Here is a 20,426-nt window from a genome sequence, read left to right on the forward strand (position 1 = left end):
CAGGTGCACCGCGTTCTGGCCGACCGGCACGTGCGCGAAACGGCGCCGCCACGAGGGACGGACACGTCCCGCGGCCCCGCATCCGCCGCAGTACCGGGCGGTCTCGTCCGTCGGGTCGCAGCCGATCAGCCATACGCCCGCACGCGAGCCCGACGTGACGTGGCGTTGCGAGACCGGATTCAGCCCGAGCCTGTCCAGACCGAGCAGCACCCGGCCGTCGAACGCGCTAGACTCGGAACCAAGCCGCGCGGTTTTCTTCACTTTTTCGATCACACACCGAATAAAACCGCACGGCCCATACACACCAAAATGCGAAGAGCCGGTTTTCCGATGGGGCCGATTGTGAAACCGGTTCCATCGGAATGGGGATATCGTGTATGGATGCGACGGAACCGTTGGAATCAATGGGGATTCGGCGAATCGGGCGCATAGGGGTTGTGAACTGCTGAGGCTTTGGTTTGTTTTGCCTTGTTGGTGTGTGATATGATTTGCCTGTGCGTGCGAAGGAATGGGCGGCTCGTGAGGGTTTGAACGAGCAGACGGTGTGGAAGTGGTGTCGTGAGAACCGTATGCCTGTTCCCGTGGAGAAGTCGGGGAGTGTGTGGCTGGTTCACGACCCGAAGTATGAGAAGACGGATATGCCGGCGACCGGTTCGCGCGTCGTGTGCTATGCGCGTGTCTCGTCCTCCGATCGGAAAGCCGACTTGCAGCGTCAGGCGGACCGGTTGAAGGCGTTCGCCATCGATCTGGGAGCGAGGGACATCGAGGTCGTGTCGGAGACCGGTTCCGGCATGGACGACAAACGTCGCAGATTGAACCGCGTCCTCGCCGACCCGACCGTGGGTACGATCATCGTGGAGTATCGGGATCGTCTGGCCCGTATGAACGCGGGACTGGTCGAATCCGCGTTGAACGCGCAGGGACGACGACTGATCGTCGTGGACGATTCGGAGTCGGACGACGACTTGGTGCGTGACATGACCGAGGTGTTGACCTCGTTGTGCGCCCGACTGTACGGGCGGCGTGCGGCGAGGGGCAAGGCGGAGGCCGCGTTGAGGGCGGCGCGTGATGCTTGAGGCCGTCAGGGTGGCGTTGGACCCGACGTCCATACAGGAACGGTTGCTGTCGTCGCACGCGGGAGCGGCTCGGTTCGCGTACAACGCGGGCCTCGCCCACGTCAAAACCGCCATCGAGGCCGGGGAGAGGCCGGAATGGTCCCTGTATGCGCTGCGCCGCTGGTGGAACGCGAACAAGGACAAGCTGGCCGTAGGTGCGGACGGGAGACCGTGGTGGCGGGAGAACTCGAAGGAGGCGTACGGCAGCGGGCTCGGATCGTTGGCGGACGCCCTGTCGAACTGGTCGAAAAGCCGCAAGGGCGAACGGAGGGGACGCAGGGTCGGCTTCCCGAGGTTCAAGGCGAAGGACCGCGCCACGCCACGGTTCGCGTACACGACCGGCAGCTTCGGCCTCGTCAAGGACGACCCGAAAGCATTGCGACTACCGCGTATCGGCCGCGTGCACTGCATGGAGGACATAACGAGACGCGTGGACGGGGCCAGAGTGCTGCGCATGACGGTCTCGTGCCGCGCGGGACGCTGGTACGCCTCATTGACCGTCGAACGCGCCGACCCGACGGCGAAACGAACCCCGCAGGGAGGGGCGGTCGGCGTCGATCTGGGCGTCAAAACGCTCGCCACGCTCTCGGACGGCACCGTCATCGACAACCCGCACACGCTCAGAACGGCCGAACGCCGGCTGAAACGCGCGCAGAGAGCGTTGAGCCGCAAGACCAAGGGGTCGAAGCGGCGTCTCAAGGCGCGAGACAAGGTCGCCCGCATCCACGCGCGCATCGCGAACCAGCGGCGCGACCTGCTGGACAAGCTCACCACCTGGCTCGCCGGAACATACTCGGACATCAGCATCGAGGATCTGAACGTGACGGGCATGGTCAGGAACCACCGGCTCGCCAAGACGATCGAGGACGCGTCCTTCGCCGAACTGCGACGCCGACTCGAATACAAGACCGCGAGAACCGGTACAAGACTGCATGTGATCGACCGCTGGTATCCCAGCAGCAAGATGTGCTCGGACTGCGGGAGCGTGAAAGCCAAACTCTCCCTCGACGAGCGAACCTACCACTGCGAGAAATGCGGCCTGACCCTGGACCGTGACCTGAACGCGGCCATCAACATCATGGTCGCCGGGAGTGCCCCGGAGACCCTAAACGCGCATGGAGGGGACGCAAGACCCGCCGTCCGTCAGGATGGAAGGCAGACCCCTGTGAAGTGCGAACCAAGCAGCCGGGCGACCGGCGTCAGACTTGGAGCGGACGGCCGCAAGACCGTCCTGCAAACTAGAACAAACTAGCTTGCAACGGTGGATGGCATCGTTATCAAACGGTTATCGATGAGCCCTGAAATGCCCGGAAAAAGCGGTTGCGCAGCATCGGAATCGTACTAGGTTATGGCGATGTCGAAACAGTCCGGCACAGCGTGAACCGGACGAAAATGATGTGATCGTTTCCTGAGGTAGTCCTGCGGAATGCGTCCGGCGTGCGCGCCGGCCGCACCTTCCGCATGCTGTCGTGTAAGCGATTACATCGCCGTGCAGTCCGGACGACATCGACGCGCGTCCGGTCCAAAGAGGGAGGAAACCTATGCCGACGACAGTGTTGGCAGCCGCGGACAGCAGCATCAAGCTGAGTCTGCAGCCCATCGATTACGCGATTCTCGTGTTCTACTTCGTGGTGGTCATCGCCATCGGCTGGATCTCCGGCCGCCGCATGAAGTCCAGCACCGACTTCCTACTCGCCGGCCGCTCCATGCCGGCCTGGATTACCGGCATCGCCTTCATGGCCGCCAACCTCGGCGCCACCGAGATCTTCGGCATGGCCGCCAACGGCGCCCAGATCGGCATGTCGACGCTGCACTACTACATCATCGGCGCCATCCCGGCCATGGTGTTCCTCGGCATCTTCATGATGCCGTTCTACTACGGTTCCGGCGTGCGCTCCGTGCCTGAATTCATGTACCGCCGCTTCGGCAAGAGCGCGCATCTGGTCTGCTCGCTGTGCTTCGCGACCTCCACGCTGCTGATCTCCGGCATCAACCTGTACGCCATGGCCATCATCATCGAGGCCATGCTCGGCTGGTCGCAGATCGCCGCCATCATCTTCTCCGGCGTCGTCGTGCTCGTCTACACCTACCTCGGCGGCCTCAAGTCCGCCGTGTACAACGAGGTCATGCAGTTCTTCGTCATCCTCGCCGCCCTCATCCCGCTGACCGTCGTGGGCCTGCGCAACATCGGCGGCTGGGAAGGCCTGAAGACCTCCCTGGCCGCCACCCCGGGCATCGGCGACCTGCACCTGAGCACCTGGCAGGGCACCGGCATCGGCAACGTCACCAACCCGATGGGCGCCGACTGGTTCACCATCGTCATGGGCCTCGGCTTCGTGATCTCCTTCGGCTATTGGACCACCAACTTCACCGAGGTCCAGCGCGCCTTCTCCGCCAAGGACATGACCGCCGCCCGCCGCACCCCGATCTACGCCTGCTTCCCGAAGCTGTTCGTCGGCTTCCTGGTGATCATCCCCGGCTGCATCGCGGCCGCCGTGCTCTCCAAGCAGTTCGCCTCCGGCGCGCTCACCTACAACGAGTCCATTCCGAAGCTCATCCAGATGTACCTGCCGTCCGGCGTGCTCGGCATCGCCGTCACCGGACTCATGGCCTCCTTCATGGCCGGCATGGCCGCGAACGTCTCCTCGTTCAACACCGTGTTCACCTACGACCTGCTGCAGAACTACATCAAGCCCGGCCAGCCCGACTCCTACTACTTCAAGGCCGGCCGCGTCATCACCATCGTCGGCGTGTTCATCTCCGTCGGCACCGCGTTCGTGGCGTCCCAGTTCGGCAACATCATGACCTACATGCAGGTGCTGTTCGGCTTCTTCAACTCGCCGCTGTTCGCCGTGTTCATCCTCGGCCTGTTCTTCAAGCGCATCACCCCGGCCGGCGCCACCGCCGGTTATGTGGTCGGCATCCTCGCCCCGTTCTGCGTCTACCTGTGGTACCTCAAGTCCGTGGCCGACGGCAACCCGATCTTCCCGACCGCCACCTCCGGCACCCTGTACCAGGCCGAGATCTCCCTGGCGTCCGCCATGGTCGTCGCCATCGTCGTCAGCCTCGTCACCAAGCCGAAGCCGGATTCCGAGATCGAAGGCCTGACCTTCGCCACCGGCGGCATGAAGTACTTCCGCTACGACATCATGGAGGACGCCGAAGCCCACGACAAGGGCGAGGTCCTCGACAAGGCCGCCCGCACGGCCGCCGTCGAGAAGGAACGCAAGGACAACCACGTGACCATCTTCCTGGGCATCCTCGCCCTGGTCATCAGCGTCGTCCAGTACGCGATCTTCTTCTGATCCATCCGCAGAACAGTCAGCAAACGATTCGTGAGGAGTGATTATGATTCAGGAAACCTCGCAGCAGCAGGCTGCGGCCGCGGAACCGGATTCCGCGAAGAAGGAGTACTTCACCGAGGCTGAGAAGGAAGAGATGGTGCGTTCGACGCATCGTTCCGACCTGCGCCGCATCCTCGGCATGATCTTCGTGGTCTACGGCATCGTCGTGTTCGCCGTCGGCCTCATCGACCCGGCCGCCGACGTGGCCAAGACCACGGGACTGCCCATCAACCTGTGGACGGGCGCGCTCATGTTCGTCGCCGGCCTCGTGTTCTTCATCTGGGACCACTTCAACCCGGTCCCCGCCGAGGACATCATCGCCTCCGCCGAGGCGTCCGCCGCCCAGGCCGCCGCCCAAGGCGACAAGGCCGAGTGATCCGACGGCGTGGCGCGAAGACGTCCCGTCCATGAAGGCGTTCCATCCGATTCGATCGGGCGGAACGCCTTTGTCGTGTTCGGCACGACGTGTCGGAACGGCCCGCCCGTGCTGCGGCCTATCCGACGAGGCGCTTCAGCTCGGCGCGCACCTTGCCCAGTTTCGCGAACGCCTCGTTGCGTTGCGCCGGATTCTTCGCCCGCGCGTGGTCGCGCACGAGTTTCGCCTCCTCGGCGTGCAGCGCCACGATACGGTCGCGACGAATCAGCCGCGCGTCCAGATCGGCGTGGTCGGCCGTGCCGAGAATCGCCTGCGAGCACAGCGACTCCCACGCCTCATCCATCGTGCCGCCCGTGATCTCCAGCAGCAGATCACGCGGGTCGGACCAATCGGAGACGTGCACGGCGTACTGCGCCGTATGCCCCGGGCGTCCCGGCACCTTGCGGCGCACGGCGAGTGCGCACTGCTCCACGGTTCCGCCCGTGCCTGGTGCGGTCGCCGTCGTTCCCGTCGTTGCGGACGCGCCTCCCGGCCCCGGTTCATGACCGTCGCGCACGCATGCGAACAGCACGCCTGCGCCGGGGCGCTGCGCCGCGATATGCTCGACCACATCGGTGGGAACCTGCGCGTCGACGCCGTTCAGCCGCAGTCCGAGCACGAGGATCTCCTTCACGCGCGTACCCGCGTCGACGCCCGCGTTGGCGGGGCGTAGGAGCGCGAGCATGTGGATGGAGCCCACCGTATGCACGAGATGCTGTCTCAACGTGTTGGAGATCGGGCCTTTTCCCGCGAACAGGGCCTTGGGGAGAACACCCTTCGCCGCCGGAATCGCGGATCGTTCCGGCAATCCCAGCTCCAGCGCGGTCACCGTGCCGCAACCCGCCACGCCCGCTGCACCCGCGGCACCCATTCCGGTGTTGGTGCCGGTCCTGACGCCCGTCGTCTCATCGGCCATCGTCGGCCTCCCTTCCCTCACGTCGCATGTCGCCGCGACGCCTTCGGATATTGCTACGACAATACACCGTGCGGCCCGACCGCGAACCGCGCGGATTCACCGCTGAAGCATCGCGCCCTGTGTGGGGATGCCGGTCCGGTCGCGTGGGAATGCCGGTCCGGGCCGGTGAAACGGGGTAAGGTTGGGCTCATAAGGTCCGGTTCCGATGCGCGGCTTGTCGGCGCGGTGGCGGGACGGACGCCATGCCTCGGCATCGATGCCGTGGCACGATACAGGAAGGGAATCCCTCATGCTCGACTTCTTCCATCTAGGTTCGTTGTGGATCGTCATCCCCGTGGTGATCGTCCTGATCATACTGGCGTTCGCCTGCTATACGGTGGCGCCCACCGACCGCGTCCTCGTCATCACCGGGCCCGGCGGGCGCCGTTTCGTGACCGGCAAAGCCGCCATCATCATCCCGTTCCTCTACCGTCGCGACTGGCTGTCACTCGGCGTCGTCCAGTCCGAACTCCACACCGACACGCCCATCCCCACGAAGGACGCGATCCTCATCGACGTGAGCGCCGTCGCGAACTTCCAGATCGGCGTCGACCGGTTCACCGGCCATGACGGCGTCGAACGCGACCCGCTGGAGATCGCCGCGCGCAACTATCTCAACCAGGACAAGAAACGTATGATGGCCGACGTCACCCAGGTGCTGCTCGGCAAGATGCGCGAGGCGATCGGCAAAACCGAGCTGAGAACGCTCATGGAGAACCGCGACGAGTTCTCCGAAACCGTGGCGACCGCCGCGCGCGCCGACATGGAGGCGCTCGGCCTCGAACTCGTCACGTTCAACGTGCAGGACTTCGCCGACGGTCAGGGCGTGATCCGCGACATGGGCGCCGACATGGCCGCGCAGATCAGCCGTGACGCGCAGCTCGCCCGCATCGCCGCCGACCAGCAGGTCGCCGAACGGCAGAATCAGCTCGATCTGAAGCAGGCGGAGCTCAAGACCACGGCCGACAACGCCAAGGCGAAGGCCGACATGGTCTACGAGATCACCAAGGCGGAGCGCACCAAGGAACTCAATATCGCCCAGCAGGATGCCGAGATCGCCGCCGAGGAGCGTCGCATCGAGCTCGCCGACCGTCAGGCCGCCGTCAAGGAGAAGGAGCTCAACGCGACGGTGCGCAAGCAGGCGGAGGCCGACCGTTACGCCGCCGAGCAGCGTGCCGACGCGCAGCTGTACACCACGCAGAAGAACGCGGAGGCCGATTTGTATCGTCAGCGTCAGGAGGCGGAGGCCGTCAAGGCGACCGCCGACGCCGAGGCGCAGGCCACCCGCGTCAAGGGCGAGGCGGAAGGCGCCGCGCTCAAGGCGAAGGGCGAAGGCGAGGCCGCCGGCATCGAGGCGCAGGGACACGCGTACAACGCGATGAACAACCAGCTCATCATCGCCCAGCAGTACATCCAGATCATGCCGGAGATCGCGCGCGCCATCGCCGAACCGCTCGCCAAGGTCGATTCGATCACCATGTACGGCGAAGGCAACACCACCAAGCTCGTCGGCGACACCACCAACGCGCTGAGCCAGATCAGCGAAGGATTGTCGAACAGCGTCGGTCTTGACCTGAAGACCCTCGTCAACGGCGCGTTGGGCGGCCATATGGCCGGCAAGGCGTTCGCCGACGAGATCAAATCCGGTGTGTCCGGTGCGGCTGACGCGGTCGCCGGTGCCGCCGAAGCTGTGGCCGACGCTGCCGACGCTGCGTCCGGCGACGACGGCTCGTCCGCGCCTGCGAAGGCGTGATCGGCCGAAACAATGGGAAAACCCTTGGAACCATTACGGTTCCAAGGGTTCGACGTGCCCCGGATCAGATTCGAACTGACGACACCCGCTTTAGGAGAGCGGTGCTCTATCCCCTGAGCTACCGAGGCGACGGCAACTCATTGTACACGGTTCGGGGCCGTCGGCGCGCATGACGTGTTGCGGGACGGATTCCTGTGCGGCCGATCCGCGCCATGGAGACATTGCGGTGGCTGCTGTGACGGTTCGTGCGGTATCCGTTGTGGCGGCTCGTGCGCGATGGGCCGCGCATATTCGCTGCTCGCCGCGGTAGAGTGATGGGCGTGCCGAAGGGAGGCTCCGTGGCGAAACGAACCCGAGACGACTATCTCACGCCCGAGGAGGCGAAGGCCGATGCCCGGCGTGAACTGCTGAAACGCGCGGGAACGAAGGGGAGCGGCGGCCGTGCCGCGAAAGGCGCCGGCAGGACATCAACGACGAAATCCGCATCATCCGGATCGAAGAGGAAATCGTCGCACACGTCCCGGTCGTCTCGTGCGCCGAAACCATCGTTGCAATCATCGTCGAAACCGTCGTCGTCCAAAGCTCCGTCGCGCGCACACGCATCACGCACCCGCGGCGGTGGTCGTTCCGGCGCGTCCGCGAGCACCGGAAACGCGCGCGGGCGCACGGCGTCGCGCGGCATCGCCGTGCGCGGAGGCTCCCGCGGCGCGTCCGGCGGCGGACGGCGCGCCGGGGACGCCTCCCGTTCGCCGCGTCGCCGCGTGTTCGGCGTTCTGGCGGTCGCGTGCGCGGGACTGGCGGCGCTCGCCGTCGCCGCCCGCGCACTGCCCGCCGGCCTCCAGTCGTTGCCGTATGTGCCGGTTCTCGTGTCCGCGACACCGTGGTTCGCGGTGCTGTCCGTCGTCGCGTTGATGTGCGCGCTCGCCTCGCGCCGGTTCGTCGTCGCGCTGGTGGCGGTCGCCACGTTCGCCGTGAACGCGTGGTGGCAGGTGCCGTTCTTCCACGCGACGCAGCCGTTGACGCGCGCGGCCGATGCGGCGACCGGTCAGGCGCATGCGATCACCGGCGACGGTTACGCGCGCGTGATGACCTGCAACGTGTATAAGGGACGCGCCGACGCGCGGAGGATCGTCGACGTGGTGCGTGACGAGCGGGTCGAGGTACTCGCCTTGCAGGAGACCACCGACGCGTTCGTCGCCGCGCTCGAGAAGGCGGGTATCGGCGATTATCTGCCGTACGCCAAGGTCTCCAGTTCGGATGGCGTGTACGGCAACGGGTTGTGGTCGGCGTCGCCGCTGATCGGTCCGGCGGATGATGACGTGAACTCCAGTGCGTCGTTCATGCCGGGCGGCACGGTCGCGTTCGCGGGAGGGGCGAGGATACGGTTCGTCTCCGTGCACACGACGGCGCCGGTGCCCGGTTATTGGGGGCAGTGGCGGCGTTCGCTCGACGAGTTGGGCGCGATGAAGGCTCATACGGATACGCGGTACGTGTTCATGGGGGATTTCAACGCGACGGTCGACCATGCGCCGTTCCGGGATTTTCTGGGCGATCGGTTCCGTGACGGGGCGATGATGGCGGGGCGTGGGTTCACGTTCACATGGCCGTCGAACCGGGGGATGCTGCCGCCGCGGTTCGCCGGCATCGACCATGTGGTCGTGGATCGGGGAATCGTCGCGGGACGGCTGAAGGTCGTGCCGATCGACGGTTCCGACCATGCGGCGCTGCTCGCCACGCTGGCCGTGGCATAAAAACCGGTAAAGATATACCGGTCACTGGGGCCGGCACTATAGTGAGGGGCATGAGTTACGACATGAATGCCAACATGCGGGGCGCCGGCTCCGGGGCCGGGTATGGTGCGCCCGGGGGTGGCCGTGCGGTCGCCGGCCCCGGCCCCGGCGCCGGTGCGTCTGCGGCCGTGGACCTGAGTCGGCCTCGGCCGCTCGACCAGCTGCCGCGGATGGCCGCCGACACCACCGCCGAGAACCCCTGGCCGGTGAGCGTGCTGAGCCAGAAGTTCCACAACGCCGTCGCGAAGTGGCCGGCCGCGTGGATCTGCGGGCAGATCACCGAAATCAACACGCGTCGCGCAGGCTCCGCCTATCTCACGGTGCGTGACGATTTCGAGGACATCGCGATCTCCGTCTCCGGCTGGCGTGCCTTCGCCGCCGCGGCAGCGCAGTTCCGCCAAGGCGACCGGGTCGTCATCCACGGCCGGGCCGACATCTGGGTCAAACAGACCCGATTGAGCTTCATCGGCGACGAGATTCGCAAGATCGGCGCCGGCGGACTCAAGGAACAGATCGACGAGCTGCGCAAGAAACTCAAGGGCGAGGGGCTGTTCGACGCGGAGAACAAGGTGCCGTTGCCCGAATTCCCCAAGTGCATCGGCCTGATCTGCGCCCCGCAGGCGCGCGCCGAAGGCGACGTGGTCACCAATGTGAATCTGAGATGGCCCGTCGTGCGGTTCAAGATCATGCACGCGCACGTGCAGGGAGCGCAATGCCCGCCCGACATCATCGAGGCAATCCACAGACTCGACGCCGACCCGGAGGTGGACGTGATCATCGTGGCGCGCGGAGGCGGTGCGTTCGAGGACCTCATCGGATTCTCCGACGAGGGCGTGGTGCGCGCGGCTGCCGCATGCGTGACGCCGATCGTCTCCGCCATCGGCCATGAGGACGACTGGACGCTCATCGACCTGGCCGCCGACCTGCGCGCCTCCACGCCCACCGACGCGGCGAAGAAGGTCGTGCCGGACGTGCGCGAGCAGTGGCAGCTGATCGACAACGCGGTGCAACGCATGCGCATGCGCATCTCCTCCCGCGTCGAAGGCGAGGTCCGGCTCGTCGAAGGCTATGCGAACCGGCCGAGTCTGACGAGGCCGCTCACGATGCTCGAACCGCATCAACGGTTCCTCGACGACGCGGTCGGTAGGCTTGACATCGGCCTGCGGCGCATCGTCGACGACGCCTCGCTCACCATCGAGAAGGCGCACGCCTCGCTCACCGCGCTGAGCCCCCAGTCCACGCTGAACCGCGGGTACGCCGTCGTGCAGGCCGCCGACGGGCATGTGCTCGACGACGCCTCGAAGGTGCATGCCGGCGACGCGCTCACCGTGACGCTGAGGAAGGGCGTCGTCACCGCCACGGCGGACTGAGCGACGATGGCCACGAGCGATCATCGGCGAGCATTGACAATCATCGAAGACCATTGACGAACGAGAAGCAAAGGAACGAACCATGACCGAACAGAACACGACCGAACAGAACACCGTCGGCGAGGGCGGGACGAACGTCGCAGCCCCCGCCTCGACGCTCACCGACAAGGAGCGCGCCGCCATCGCGCAGATGCCCTACGAGGAGGCGCGCGACAAGCTCATCCAGGCCGTGCAGGCGCTGGAGGCCGGCGGACTCGACCTCGACCAGTCGATGCGCCAGTGGGAGATCGGCGAGGCGCTCGCGCGGCGTGCGCAGGGCCTGCTCAACGACGTGCGCGCCCGACTCGACGCCGCGCAGAACGCCCAGGCGGCCACGGCGGATACGGCCGGCACGCAATCCAACCTGGACTGAGTGTCCTGCGGCTGGAACGGGGATGTCCGGGCGGGTTGGCAACATGCTTGGCGGCTTGTTCCAGCCACGCCCGGAAATCGTCCCGAAACGTCGGCCGCGGCTGAGCCGCGACACGCGCGACCGATGATTGTTACGTTAATCACACAGATGCGATTTGGCGGTATTCCGCCGAAAACCACTACCGATAGTGTTTGAACGGCGTGCCGCAACTAGATATAGGGGTGGGGATGCCGTACAGTATCTGAGGCTCCGGAAACGCAGGGCGTCGAACCTCCTGCCGAACCCGGGGAGAAGACGTACGACACAGGCCCCTCGGGGCCGGGATGGAGATGTGAGATGGAGACAGCAGTCATCAGTCCGACGACCACCACCGTCAAGGCCGTCGGCCGCCCGGTGCAGGTCGAGAAGCGTGACGGCCGCGTCGTCGACTTCGATCCGATCAACATCATCTCCGCCGTCAAGGCCGCGTTCGGCGACCTCGACAAGCAGGTCGGCCCGGAGGAGGAGAAGCTCATCCGCGGCTTCGCCGACCAGGTCGAGGGTGAGATCAAGGAACGCTACGCCGGTCCCGCCAAGATCGAGGACATCCAGAATCTCGTCGAGCACGCGCTCATCGACGCGCACCTGTACGACGTGGCCCGCGCCTACACCACCTACCGCCTCGACAAGGACATCGAGCGCGCGAAGGCCACCGACGTGAACGAGGCTGTGTCCCGCTTCATCAACCAGGATCCGACCCTCATCCACGAGAACGCCAACAAGGATGCCAACGTCTACGCCACCCAGCGCGACCTGCTGGCCGGCGCCGTCTCCAAGGCCGCGGCGTTCAACATGCTGCCGCCGGCCGTGTCCAACGCCCACATGAAGGGCGACATCCACTTCCACGACGCCGACTACTCGCCGTTCACCGCGCAGTCCAACTGCTCGCTGCCCAACTTCTGGGACATGCTCGCCAACGGCTTCACCCTCGGCAACGCGCCGATGGCCTCCCCGAAGTCCATCGCCATCGCCGCCACGCAGATCACGCAGATCATGAAGGACGTGGCCTCCAGCCAGTACGGCGGCCAGACCGCCAACCGCGCCGACGAGCACCTCGCCCGCTACGCCCGCCTCGACTACGACAAGTTCCTCGAAGAGGCCCGCGAGATGATTCCGGACGACATGCCGATCGAATTCGCGCGCCGCCAGGTCGCCAACGCGAAGGCCAACGAGCCGGCCAAGCTCCACTTCGAGAAGGGCCGCGAGCCGCTGCCGATGGACACCCCGTTCCACACGGACGTCGACGAGATCGAGCAGGAGCGCGAGATCCTCGCCAAGATCCGCACCCGCAAGGCCATCTACGACGCCATGCAGACCATGGAGTACCAGATCAACTCCAACCGTGTGTCCAACGGTCAGACCCCGTTCGTCACCGTCGGCTTCGGCCTCGGCGTCGACTGGTTCGCCCGCGAGATCCAGCGCGCCATCCTGCTCAACCGCATCCGCGGCCTCGGCCGCGAACACCACACCGCGATCTTCCCGAAGCTCGTGTTCACCGTGCGTCACGGCGTGAACGCCGACCCGGGCGACCCGAACTACGACCTCAAGCAGCTGGCGCTCGAATCCGCCACCAAGCGCATGTACCCGGACGTCGTGTTCTACGACAACATCGTCAAGATCACCGGCTCCTTCAAGGCCCCGATGGGCTGCCGCTCCTTCCTGCAGGGCTGGATCAACCCGGAGACCGGCAAGGACGAGGAGGACGGCCGCATGAACCTCGGCGTCGTCTCCGTGAACGTGCCGCGCATCGCCCTCGAATCCCACGGCGACAAGGACCGCTTCTGGAAGCTGTTCGAGGAGCGTATGGAGATCGCCCACCAGGCCCTGCAGTTCCGCATCATGCGCTGCAAGCAGGCCACCCCGGTGAACGCGCCCACCCTGTTCCGCTTCGGCGCCTTCGGTCGCCTCGGCGCCAACGACAGCGTCGACGCCCTGTTCAAGAACGAGCGCGCCACCGTGTCCCTCGGCTACATCGGCCTCGCGGAGACCACCGCCGTGTTCTACGGCAAGAACTGGATTCGCGACCACGGCTGGGATCCGGAAGGCAAGGAATTCGCGCTGTCCATCGTCAAGCGCATGAGCGAACTGTGCAAGCAGTGGAGCAAGGCTGAGGGCTACCACTACTCCGTGTACTCCACGCCGGCCGAGTCCCTCACCGACCGCTTCAACCGCATGGACCGCGAGAAGTTCGGCCGCGTCGACGGCGTGACCGACCACGACTTCTACACCAACTCCTTCCACTACCCGGTGTGGCTGCAGCCCACCCCGATGGAGAAGCTCAACTACGAGAAGGACTTCCCGTACTACGCGTCCGGCGGCTTCATCAACTACTGCGAGTACCCCTGCCTGCAGGACAACCCGAAGGCGCTCGAAGCCGTGTGGGACTACGCGTACAACGTGGGCATCGGCTACCTCGGCACCAACACGCCGATCGACCACTGCTTCGTGTGCGGCTTCCAAGGCGACTTCGAGCCCACCGACGAGGGCTTCAAGTGCCCCGAATGCGGCAACTCCGATCCGGACAAGTGCAACGTGACCAAGCGCACCTGCGGCTACCTCGGCAACCCGGTCCAGCGCCCCATGGTGCACGGCCGCCACGAGGAGATCTCCCACCGTGTCAAGCACATGAGCGGCGAAACCGGCCACGTCACCCTCGACGACGGTTCCACCCGCGAATGGTTCGAGGAAGCCAAGTAACGGCCCATTGATTCCGCTCCCGCCGGCGGAGCGCTGTCGAACGAAGCACAGACTGAGGGTGGTTCGCGCAACGATCGCGACCACCCTCAGTCCGTCTGTCATGGACAGCTCCCGCCGGCGGGAGCGAACACATAGGTGAGGAGACGAATATGGTCGACAACGGAAGAATGACGCGCCGCGACTTCGCGGCGGGGGAGACCGGGCGCGGCCCCTCCGTCCCCTCCGACGGACTCGCCAACGATCCGCGTGCCGGACAATGGGACGGCCGGCGCATGTCCAAGCGCATGATCGCCGACTACAAGACCTTCGTCGTCACCGACGGCGAAGGCGTGCGCAACTCCCTATACGTCTCCGGATGCCCGTTCCACTGCGTCGACTGCTTCAACTCGTCCATCTGGGACTTCCAAGCCGGCCACGAGTACACGCAACGACTCGAAGACAAGATCATCGACGACCTCAAAGCCCCCTGGGTGCAGGGCATCACATTCCTCGGCGGCGAACCCCTGCTCAACACGCCCGTGCTCCTGCCACTCGCCCGCCGCATCCGCGCCGAATTCGGCCACGACAAAGACATCTGGTCATGGACCGGCTACACATGGGAGGAACTCATGCGCCCCGGCGAAACCCCCGACAAGCGTGAACTCCTCCAATGCATCGACGTGCTCGTCGACGGCCGCTACCTCACAACCCAGAAGGACTCGCTCCTCCAATTCCGCGGGTCCAAGAACCAGCGCATCCTCGACGTGCCCGCCTCCCTCGCCCAAGGCCGCCCCGTCATCTGGGGCAAGCTCCACGACCAGGAGCGCGACATCCCCGAGATATATCTTAGGGACCGCGAGGCCGGCGAAGGCGCCCAGGCGTCCTGAACGGCGCGTCGCCTGCGTTGCTCCTCGGTCGACGTACCTTCGTACGCCTTCCCTCGGTGCGCCTTGGCGCCGCGCGCGTTCAGGCCGCCTGTTCGGCGTCGTGTGGGGGTGCGTCGCCTGCGTTGCTCCTCGGTCGACGTACCTTCGTACGCCTTCCCTCGGTGCGCCTTGGCGCCGCGCGCGTTCAGGACGTCTGTCGGTATCCTGAGATGGCGTGTCATCCGCGTTGCTCCTCGGTCGACGTACCGTCGACGGTATTCCGACAGAACACGCGAAGGCGTTGCGTTTCGCGGCTTCCACTGTTAGATGAATCACGCTCCCGCCCCGCGTGACCCGCGCTCCTTGGGCGGGGCTTCAGACTACAGTAATGGATTTGAGTGGCCGGGCCATACGCGATTCCTGCACGACTCGCAAGACGCGTCCCGGAAATCGGTTGAAGAGGTTTACATGGTGAACGAAGCACATACCGTGGCGACGAACCACGATACGAAGCCGTTGCGCGTGGGATTGGACATCGGCTCCACCACCGTCAAAGCGGTGGTGCTCGACCAGTCCGACTCCCTCAAAGACACCCTGTTCTCCGACTATCGGCGCCACCACGCCAACGTGCGCGCCACCGTCGCGGGACTCCTCGTCGACATCCACAAGGAACTGGAACAGCTCGGCCGCGGCGACGAGCCGATCCGTCTCGCCATCACCGGTTCCGGCGGCCTCGCGCTCGCCGACAACCTGCACGTGCCGTTCGTCCAGGAGGTCATCGCCGAAACCGAGGCGATCGACAAGGAGTACCCGCAGGCGGACGTCATCATCGAGCTCGGCGGCGAGGACGCCAAGATCACGTACCTCAAACCCACGCCGGAACAGCGTATGAACGGTTCGTGCGCGGGTGGCACCGGCGCGTTCATCGACCAGATGGCCACCCTGCTCGACACTGACGCGGCCGGCCTCAACGAGATGGCGAAAAGCTACGAGAACCTGTACCCGATCGCCTCACGATGCGGCGTGTTCGCCAAGACCGACCTGCAGCCGCTCATCAACGACGGCGCCGCCAAGCCGGATCTCGCCGCCTCGATCTTCACCGCCGTGGCCACGCAGACCATCGCCGGCCTCGCCTCCGGCCGCCCGATCCACGGCACCGTCATCTTCCTCGGCGGCCCGTTGTTCTTCATGAGCGAGCTCCGCGCCGCGTTCCAGCGCGCGCTCGACGGCAAGGTCGACGAGTTCATCGTCCCCACCGACGCCCACCTGTACGTCGCCTACGGTTCCGCGCTCCAAGCGGACATGGACTCCGACGACGAAGGCCACCATTTCGAGGCGCACACCTGTGGCGAGATTCTGAAGCGTCTCGACGAGCTCAAGAACCTCCCCAGCAACACGCCCACCATGCCGCCGCTGTTCCCCACCGAGGCGGACCGCGAGGCGTTCAACAGGCGCCACCACCGCGAGCACGTGCACATCGGCACGCTGGAGGGCGCGCACGGCCCCCACTTCCTCGGCATCGACGCGGGATCCACCACCATCAAGGCGACGCTCGTCAACGACGACCGCGAAATCGTGTGGTCGAGCTACGCGAACAACGAGGGCAGCCCGCTGACGGCCGCCATCAACATCGTCAAGAAGATCCAGTCCGAGCTCCCGCCCGAGGCGTGGATCGCGCGCTCCTGCGCCACCGGCTACGGCGAGGGCCTCATCACCACCGGCCTGCACTTGGACGAGGGCGTCGTCGAGACGATGGCCCACTACCGCGGCGCCGAAATGGTTAGCCCCGGCGTCACCGCCGTCATCGACATCGGCGGCCAGGACATGAAATACCTGGCCATCACCGACGGCGTCATCGACTCGATCGCCGTCAACGAGGCCTGCTCGTCCGGCTGCGGCTCGTTCCTGCAGACCTTCGCCATGTCGATGGGACTGACCATCCAGGAGTTCACGCAAAAGGCGCTCGCATCCACGCATCCGGTGGACCTCGGCTCGCGCTGCACCGTGTTCATGAACTCGTCCGTCAAGCAGGCGCAGAAGGAAGGCGCGTCCATCGAGGACATCGCCGCCGGTCTGTGCTATTCGGTCGTGCGCAACGCCCTGTACAAGGTCATCAAGCTGCGCGACTCCGGCGAACTCGGCGACACCGTCGTCGTGCAGGGCGGCACGTTCCTCAACGACGCCGTGCTGCGTGCGTTCGAACTGCTCACCGAGCGCGAAGTGACCAGGCCGAACATCGCTGGCCTCATGGGTGCGTTCGGCGCGGCCCTCACCGCGCGCATGCACTACGAGGACATCGCGGACGACGGGCGTGGGCTCGTCGGCGCGGACGGCGAGACGGTCGCCGAGAAGACCACCGAAGCCGAGGAGTCCGCCGCCGGCGACGTCCCGAACGCCGTCGCGCGCGAAGGCGAGGTCGTCGTCGACGGCGTGCGTCACACCGCATCGTCCATCCTCACCGGCGACGCGCTCGACAACATGTCGATGACCACCGAACGCGACGTGTGCAAGCTGTGCCAGAACCACTGCAAGCTCACCATCACCACGTTCTCCGACGGCTCGCGCTTCGTGACCGGCAACCGCTGCGAGCGCGGCGGCGACGCGAAGAAGAAGCGCTCCGACCGCCCGAACCTGTACGACTACAAGTACAAGCGCTGCTTCGCCTACCGCAGGCTCACCGACAAGAAGGCCACGCGCGGCGAGATCGGCATCCCGCGCGCGCTCAACATGTACGAGAACTACCCGTTCTGGTTCACGCTGCTCACCTCGCTCGGCTTCAAGGTGATGATCTCCGGCCGCAGCTCCCACGAACTGTTCGAGACCGGCATCGAATCGATCGCCTCCGAGAACATCTGCTACCCGGCCAAGCTCGTGCACGGCCACATCAAGTGGCTGCTCAACAAGGGCGTCAAGACGATCTTCTACCCGTGCGTGAGCTACGAGGACAACCTCGTGCCCAACACGGACAACCACTACAACTGCCCGGTCGTGGCCAACTATCCGCTCGTCGTCGGCGCGAACATGCCCGAACTGCGCGGCGAGGGCATCCGCTACATGCACCCGTACTTCAACCTCGCCAACCATGAGCTCATGGTCGACCGCATCGTCGAGGAGTTCGCGTGGGCGAACGTGACGCGCGAGGAGGCCGAGACCGCCGTCAAGGCCGCCTATGCGGAAGACAAGGTCTTCAAGCACGACGTGCAGCAGGAGGGTCTCAAGGCCCTGGCGTACATGAAGGAGCACGACTGCCGCGGCATCGTGCTCGCGGGACGCCCCTACCACATCGATCCGGAGATCAACCACGGCATCCCCGAGACGATTTGCTCGCTCGGCATGGTCGTGCTCTCCGAGGATTCGATCTGCGAACTGCAGCCGGGGGAGAAGCTCAACCTCACCGAATTCCTGTCCAAGGGCGAGGAGGACCCGAGGAAGAAGAACGCGAACGGCTTCCGACACGTCGGCGACCGCAAGCTCACCGTCAAGCGTATGCCGCTTCGCGTCACCAACCAGTGGGCCTACCATTCGCGCCTGTACGCGGCGGCCCACTTCGTCGCCTCCTATCCGGGCCTCGAACTCGTCCAGCTCAACTCGTTCGGCTGCGGCCTCGACGCCATCACCACCGACCAGGTCGCCGAGATTCTCGCCGACAAGGCCGACGTGTACACGCTGCTCAAGATCGACGAGGTCTCCAACCTCGGCGCGGCGAAGATCCGTCTGCGTTCGCTCAAGGCCGCCGTCGAGGAGCGCGAGGCGAACAAGGCGCGTCTCGCGGCGGTCTCCGCCGGCACGTCGGCCGACACCGTCGCGCGCGGCGCGGCCGTGGACGAGACCGCGCATGCGGCGCAGGAACAGGCGGAGGCCGATCTGGCTGCCGCGAAGGCCGCGCTCGCCGCCGCACAGGCCGCCGTCGACGCAGCCGAGGCGAAGGTCAAGGCGACGGGCGCCGCCGACGCCGATGCGTCCGGCGACGTTCCGGCGAACGCGCCGAAGTCCACCGGATTCCGCAGAACCGGAACGAAGGCGCCGACGCCGGGCCGTCAGGTCCTGCTCGACACGACGATGGCCGCCAACCCGAAACTCACCGAAGCGATGCGCAAGGCGTCGAAGCGCGCCGCGAAGCGCGACGTCGAGAACGCGCGTCTCGCCGCGCTCGGCGACGGCACCACGTCGGGCGCCCGCACGGACGGCAAGGGACGCAAGGCGAAGCAGTCCGGTCATAACAACGCCACCATGTCCCGCTACGCGCACCGCGAGAAGTTCGTCAAGGACATGAAGAAGGACTACACGATCGTCGCCCCGCAGATGAGCCCGATCCACTTCTCGCTCGTCGAATCGGTGATCCGCTCCGGCGGCTACAAGTTCGACATCCTCAAGCATGCCTCCCGCGAGGACGTGGAGACCGGCCTCAAATACGTGAACAACGACGCCTGCTATCCGGCGATCATGGTCATCGGCCAGCTCATCGACGCGATCGAACAAGGCCAATACGATCCGGACAAGGTGTGCCTTGCGATCACGCAGACCGGCGGCATGTGCCGTGCGACCAACTACTTCGGTCTGATCCGCAAGGCGCTGATCGACGCCGGCTACCCGCAGATTCCGGTCATCGCCATCTCCACGCAGGGTCTGGAGGACAATCCGGGCTTCAAGGCGACGCCGGCGCTGCTGCACCGCGCCGTCAAGGCGCTGATCCTCGGCGACCTGCTCATGAAGTGCCTGTACCGCGTGCGTCCGTACGAGGTCGAGAAGGGGTCAGCGAACCGCCTCTACGAGCAGTGGGACACCATCGTGCGCGAGACGATCGAGCACCATGGTTTCTCGAAGACCGCGGCGAAGACCCCGTGGCTGAGGAAGGGCTACCTGCCGTACGGCCGCCTCGCCAAGGAGATCGTCAAGTCGTTCGACGCACTGCCGTTGAAGGACGAGCCGCGCAAGGTACGCGTCGGCGTGGTCGGCGAGATCCTCGTCAAATACCAGCCGGACGCGAACAACCACGTGGTCGATGTCATCGAATCGCAGGACTGCGAGGCCGTGGTGCCCGGCATCATGGAGTTCATGACGACCCGCCCGTACATCACCGACTGGAACGAGAAGCATCTCGGCACCGGCGGCAACAAGACCCTGTACGCGCTCATGCGTTGGGGCCTCGACCGATACAACGCGCCGATCCGCGCCGCGATCGCCACGTCGCACGGCAAGTTCAAGCAGGACGACCCGATGCCCGAGCTCGTCGAGAAGGCATCCGAGGTCACGTCGATCGGCGTGCAGGCCGGCGAAGGCTGGCTGCTCACGGCCGAGATCCTCGAACTCATCGAACAGGGCTGCCCGAACGTGATCTGCGCGCAGCCGTTCGCCTGCCTGCCCAACCATGTGACCGGCCGCGGCATGTTCGGCAAGATCCGCCGTCTGCACCCGGAGGCCAACATCGTCTCCATCGACTACGATCCGGGCGCCTCCGAGGCGAACCAGCTCAACCGCATCAAGCTCATGATCGCGGCCGCCAAGAAGGCGCACAAGGCGAAGTTCGCCGGCGGCGACGAGCCGCAGGGCTTCACCGCCGCCGACTGACGGCGGTTCCGGGCGGTGTCAGTCGGTTTGGGACGGTTTCCGTGGTTCACGATTTTCCCTCTGTGGGAATCGTGAACCGGAACCGCACACGAACGCACACGACCGGAATCAGTGTTCGGCCTG

At 65.7% G+C, this 20,426-nt stretch carries 12 protein-coding genes, 1 tRNA gene and 1 pseudogene; 11 read left to right on the forward strand and 3 right to left on the reverse strand.

Annotated elements, in window-relative coordinates; translation table 11 throughout:
- Window positions 1-261, reverse strand: a pseudogene (locus tag AC1AYR_RS00005) (ISL3-like element IS2001 family transposase); the annotation flags it as partial.
- A gap of 233 nt (window positions 262-494) precedes the next feature.
- Between AC1AYR_RS00005 and AC1AYR_RS00010 the strand changes: the two are divergent.
- The 4 genes from AC1AYR_RS00010 (at window position 495) to AC1AYR_RS00025 (ending at window position 4,835) form a co-directional block, all read left to right on the forward strand.
- On the forward strand, window positions 495-1,076 hold the full coding sequence (locus AC1AYR_RS00010) for an IS607 family transposase (RefSeq protein ID WP_476511177.1): 582 nt from the start codon (window positions 495-497) through the stop codon (window positions 1,074-1,076).
- Window positions 1,069-2,367: an IS607 family element RNA-guided endonuclease TnpB gene (gene tnpB, locus AC1AYR_RS00015; RefSeq protein WP_476555095.1), complete on the forward strand. Its 1,299-nt coding sequence runs from the start codon at window positions 1,069-1,071 to the stop codon at window positions 2,365-2,367. Before AC1AYR_RS00010 ends, tnpB begins: the two co-directional genes overlap by 8 nt.
- A gap of 289 nt (window positions 2,368-2,656) precedes the next feature.
- The gene (locus AC1AYR_RS00020) at window positions 2,657-4,420 is read left to right on the forward strand and encodes a sodium:solute symporter family protein (protein ID WP_476511175.1); all 1,764 of its coding nucleotides are present in this window, start codon (window positions 2,657-2,659) and stop codon (window positions 4,418-4,420) included.
- Between the two features lie 43 nt (window positions 4,421-4,463).
- Window positions 4,464-4,835, forward strand: coding sequence for a hypothetical protein (locus AC1AYR_RS00025; protein WP_476511174.1), 372 nt, complete (start codon window positions 4,464-4,466; stop codon window positions 4,833-4,835).
- 118 nt (window positions 4,836-4,953) lie between these two features.
- Here AC1AYR_RS00025 and AC1AYR_RS00030 read toward each other — a convergent pair whose 3' ends face one another.
- The gene (locus AC1AYR_RS00030; protein WP_476511201.1) at window positions 4,954-5,745 is read right to left on the reverse strand and encodes a DUF4391 domain-containing protein; all 792 of its coding nucleotides are present in this window, start codon (window positions 5,743-5,745) and stop codon (window positions 4,954-4,956) included.
- Between the two features lie 334 nt (window positions 5,746-6,079).
- Here AC1AYR_RS00030 and AC1AYR_RS00035 point away from each other — a divergent pair, with 334 nt between their 5' ends.
- Window positions 6,080-7,582: a flotillin family protein gene (locus AC1AYR_RS00035; RefSeq protein ID WP_476511173.1), complete on the forward strand. Its 1,503-nt coding sequence runs from the start codon at window positions 6,080-6,082 to the stop codon at window positions 7,580-7,582.
- Window positions 7,583-7,637: 55 nt separating this feature from the next.
- Here the strand turns inward: AC1AYR_RS00035 and AC1AYR_RS00040 are convergent.
- A tRNA-Arg gene (locus AC1AYR_RS00040) sits at window positions 7,638-7,710 on the reverse strand.
- A 552-nt stretch (window positions 7,711-8,262) separates the two neighbouring features.
- On the opposite strand from AC1AYR_RS00040, the gene AC1AYR_RS00045 reads away from it, so the two are divergent.
- From AC1AYR_RS00045 to AC1AYR_RS00070, 6 genes are all read left to right on the forward strand, one after another.
- A complete protein-coding gene (locus AC1AYR_RS00045) occupies window positions 8,263-9,333 on the forward strand; it encodes an endonuclease/exonuclease/phosphatase family protein (RefSeq protein ID WP_476511200.1) in 1,071 nt (356 codons plus the stop codon).
- A 74-nt stretch (window positions 9,334-9,407) separates the two neighbouring features.
- Window positions 9,408-10,742 carry an exodeoxyribonuclease VII large subunit gene (gene xseA / locus AC1AYR_RS00050; RefSeq protein WP_476511199.1) on the forward strand — a complete coding sequence of 445 codons (1,335 nt, stop codon included), beginning with the start codon at window positions 9,408-9,410 and terminating at the stop codon, window positions 10,740-10,742.
- A gap of 82 nt (window positions 10,743-10,824) precedes the next feature.
- A complete protein-coding gene (locus AC1AYR_RS00055; RefSeq protein ID WP_476511172.1) occupies window positions 10,825-11,154 on the forward strand; it encodes an exodeoxyribonuclease VII small subunit in 330 nt (109 codons plus the stop codon).
- Between the two features lie 336 nt (window positions 11,155-11,490).
- On the forward strand, window positions 11,491-13,890 hold the full coding sequence (gene nrdD / locus AC1AYR_RS00060) for an anaerobic ribonucleoside-triphosphate reductase (protein ID WP_476511171.1): 2,400 nt from the start codon (window positions 11,491-11,493) through the stop codon (window positions 13,888-13,890).
- A 149-nt stretch (window positions 13,891-14,039) separates the two neighbouring features.
- On the forward strand, window positions 14,040-14,756 hold the full coding sequence (gene nrdG, locus AC1AYR_RS00065; protein ID WP_476511170.1) for an anaerobic ribonucleoside-triphosphate reductase activating protein: 717 nt from the start codon (window positions 14,040-14,042) through the stop codon (window positions 14,754-14,756).
- 447 nt (window positions 14,757-15,203) lie between these two features.
- Window positions 15,204-20,303, forward strand: coding sequence for an acyl-CoA dehydratase activase-related protein (locus AC1AYR_RS00070; RefSeq protein ID WP_476511169.1), 5,100 nt, complete (start codon window positions 15,204-15,206; stop codon window positions 20,301-20,303).
- Window positions 20,304-20,426 lie beyond the last annotated feature (123 nt).

Source organism: Bifidobacterium sp. LH_417, assembly GCF_056357035.1.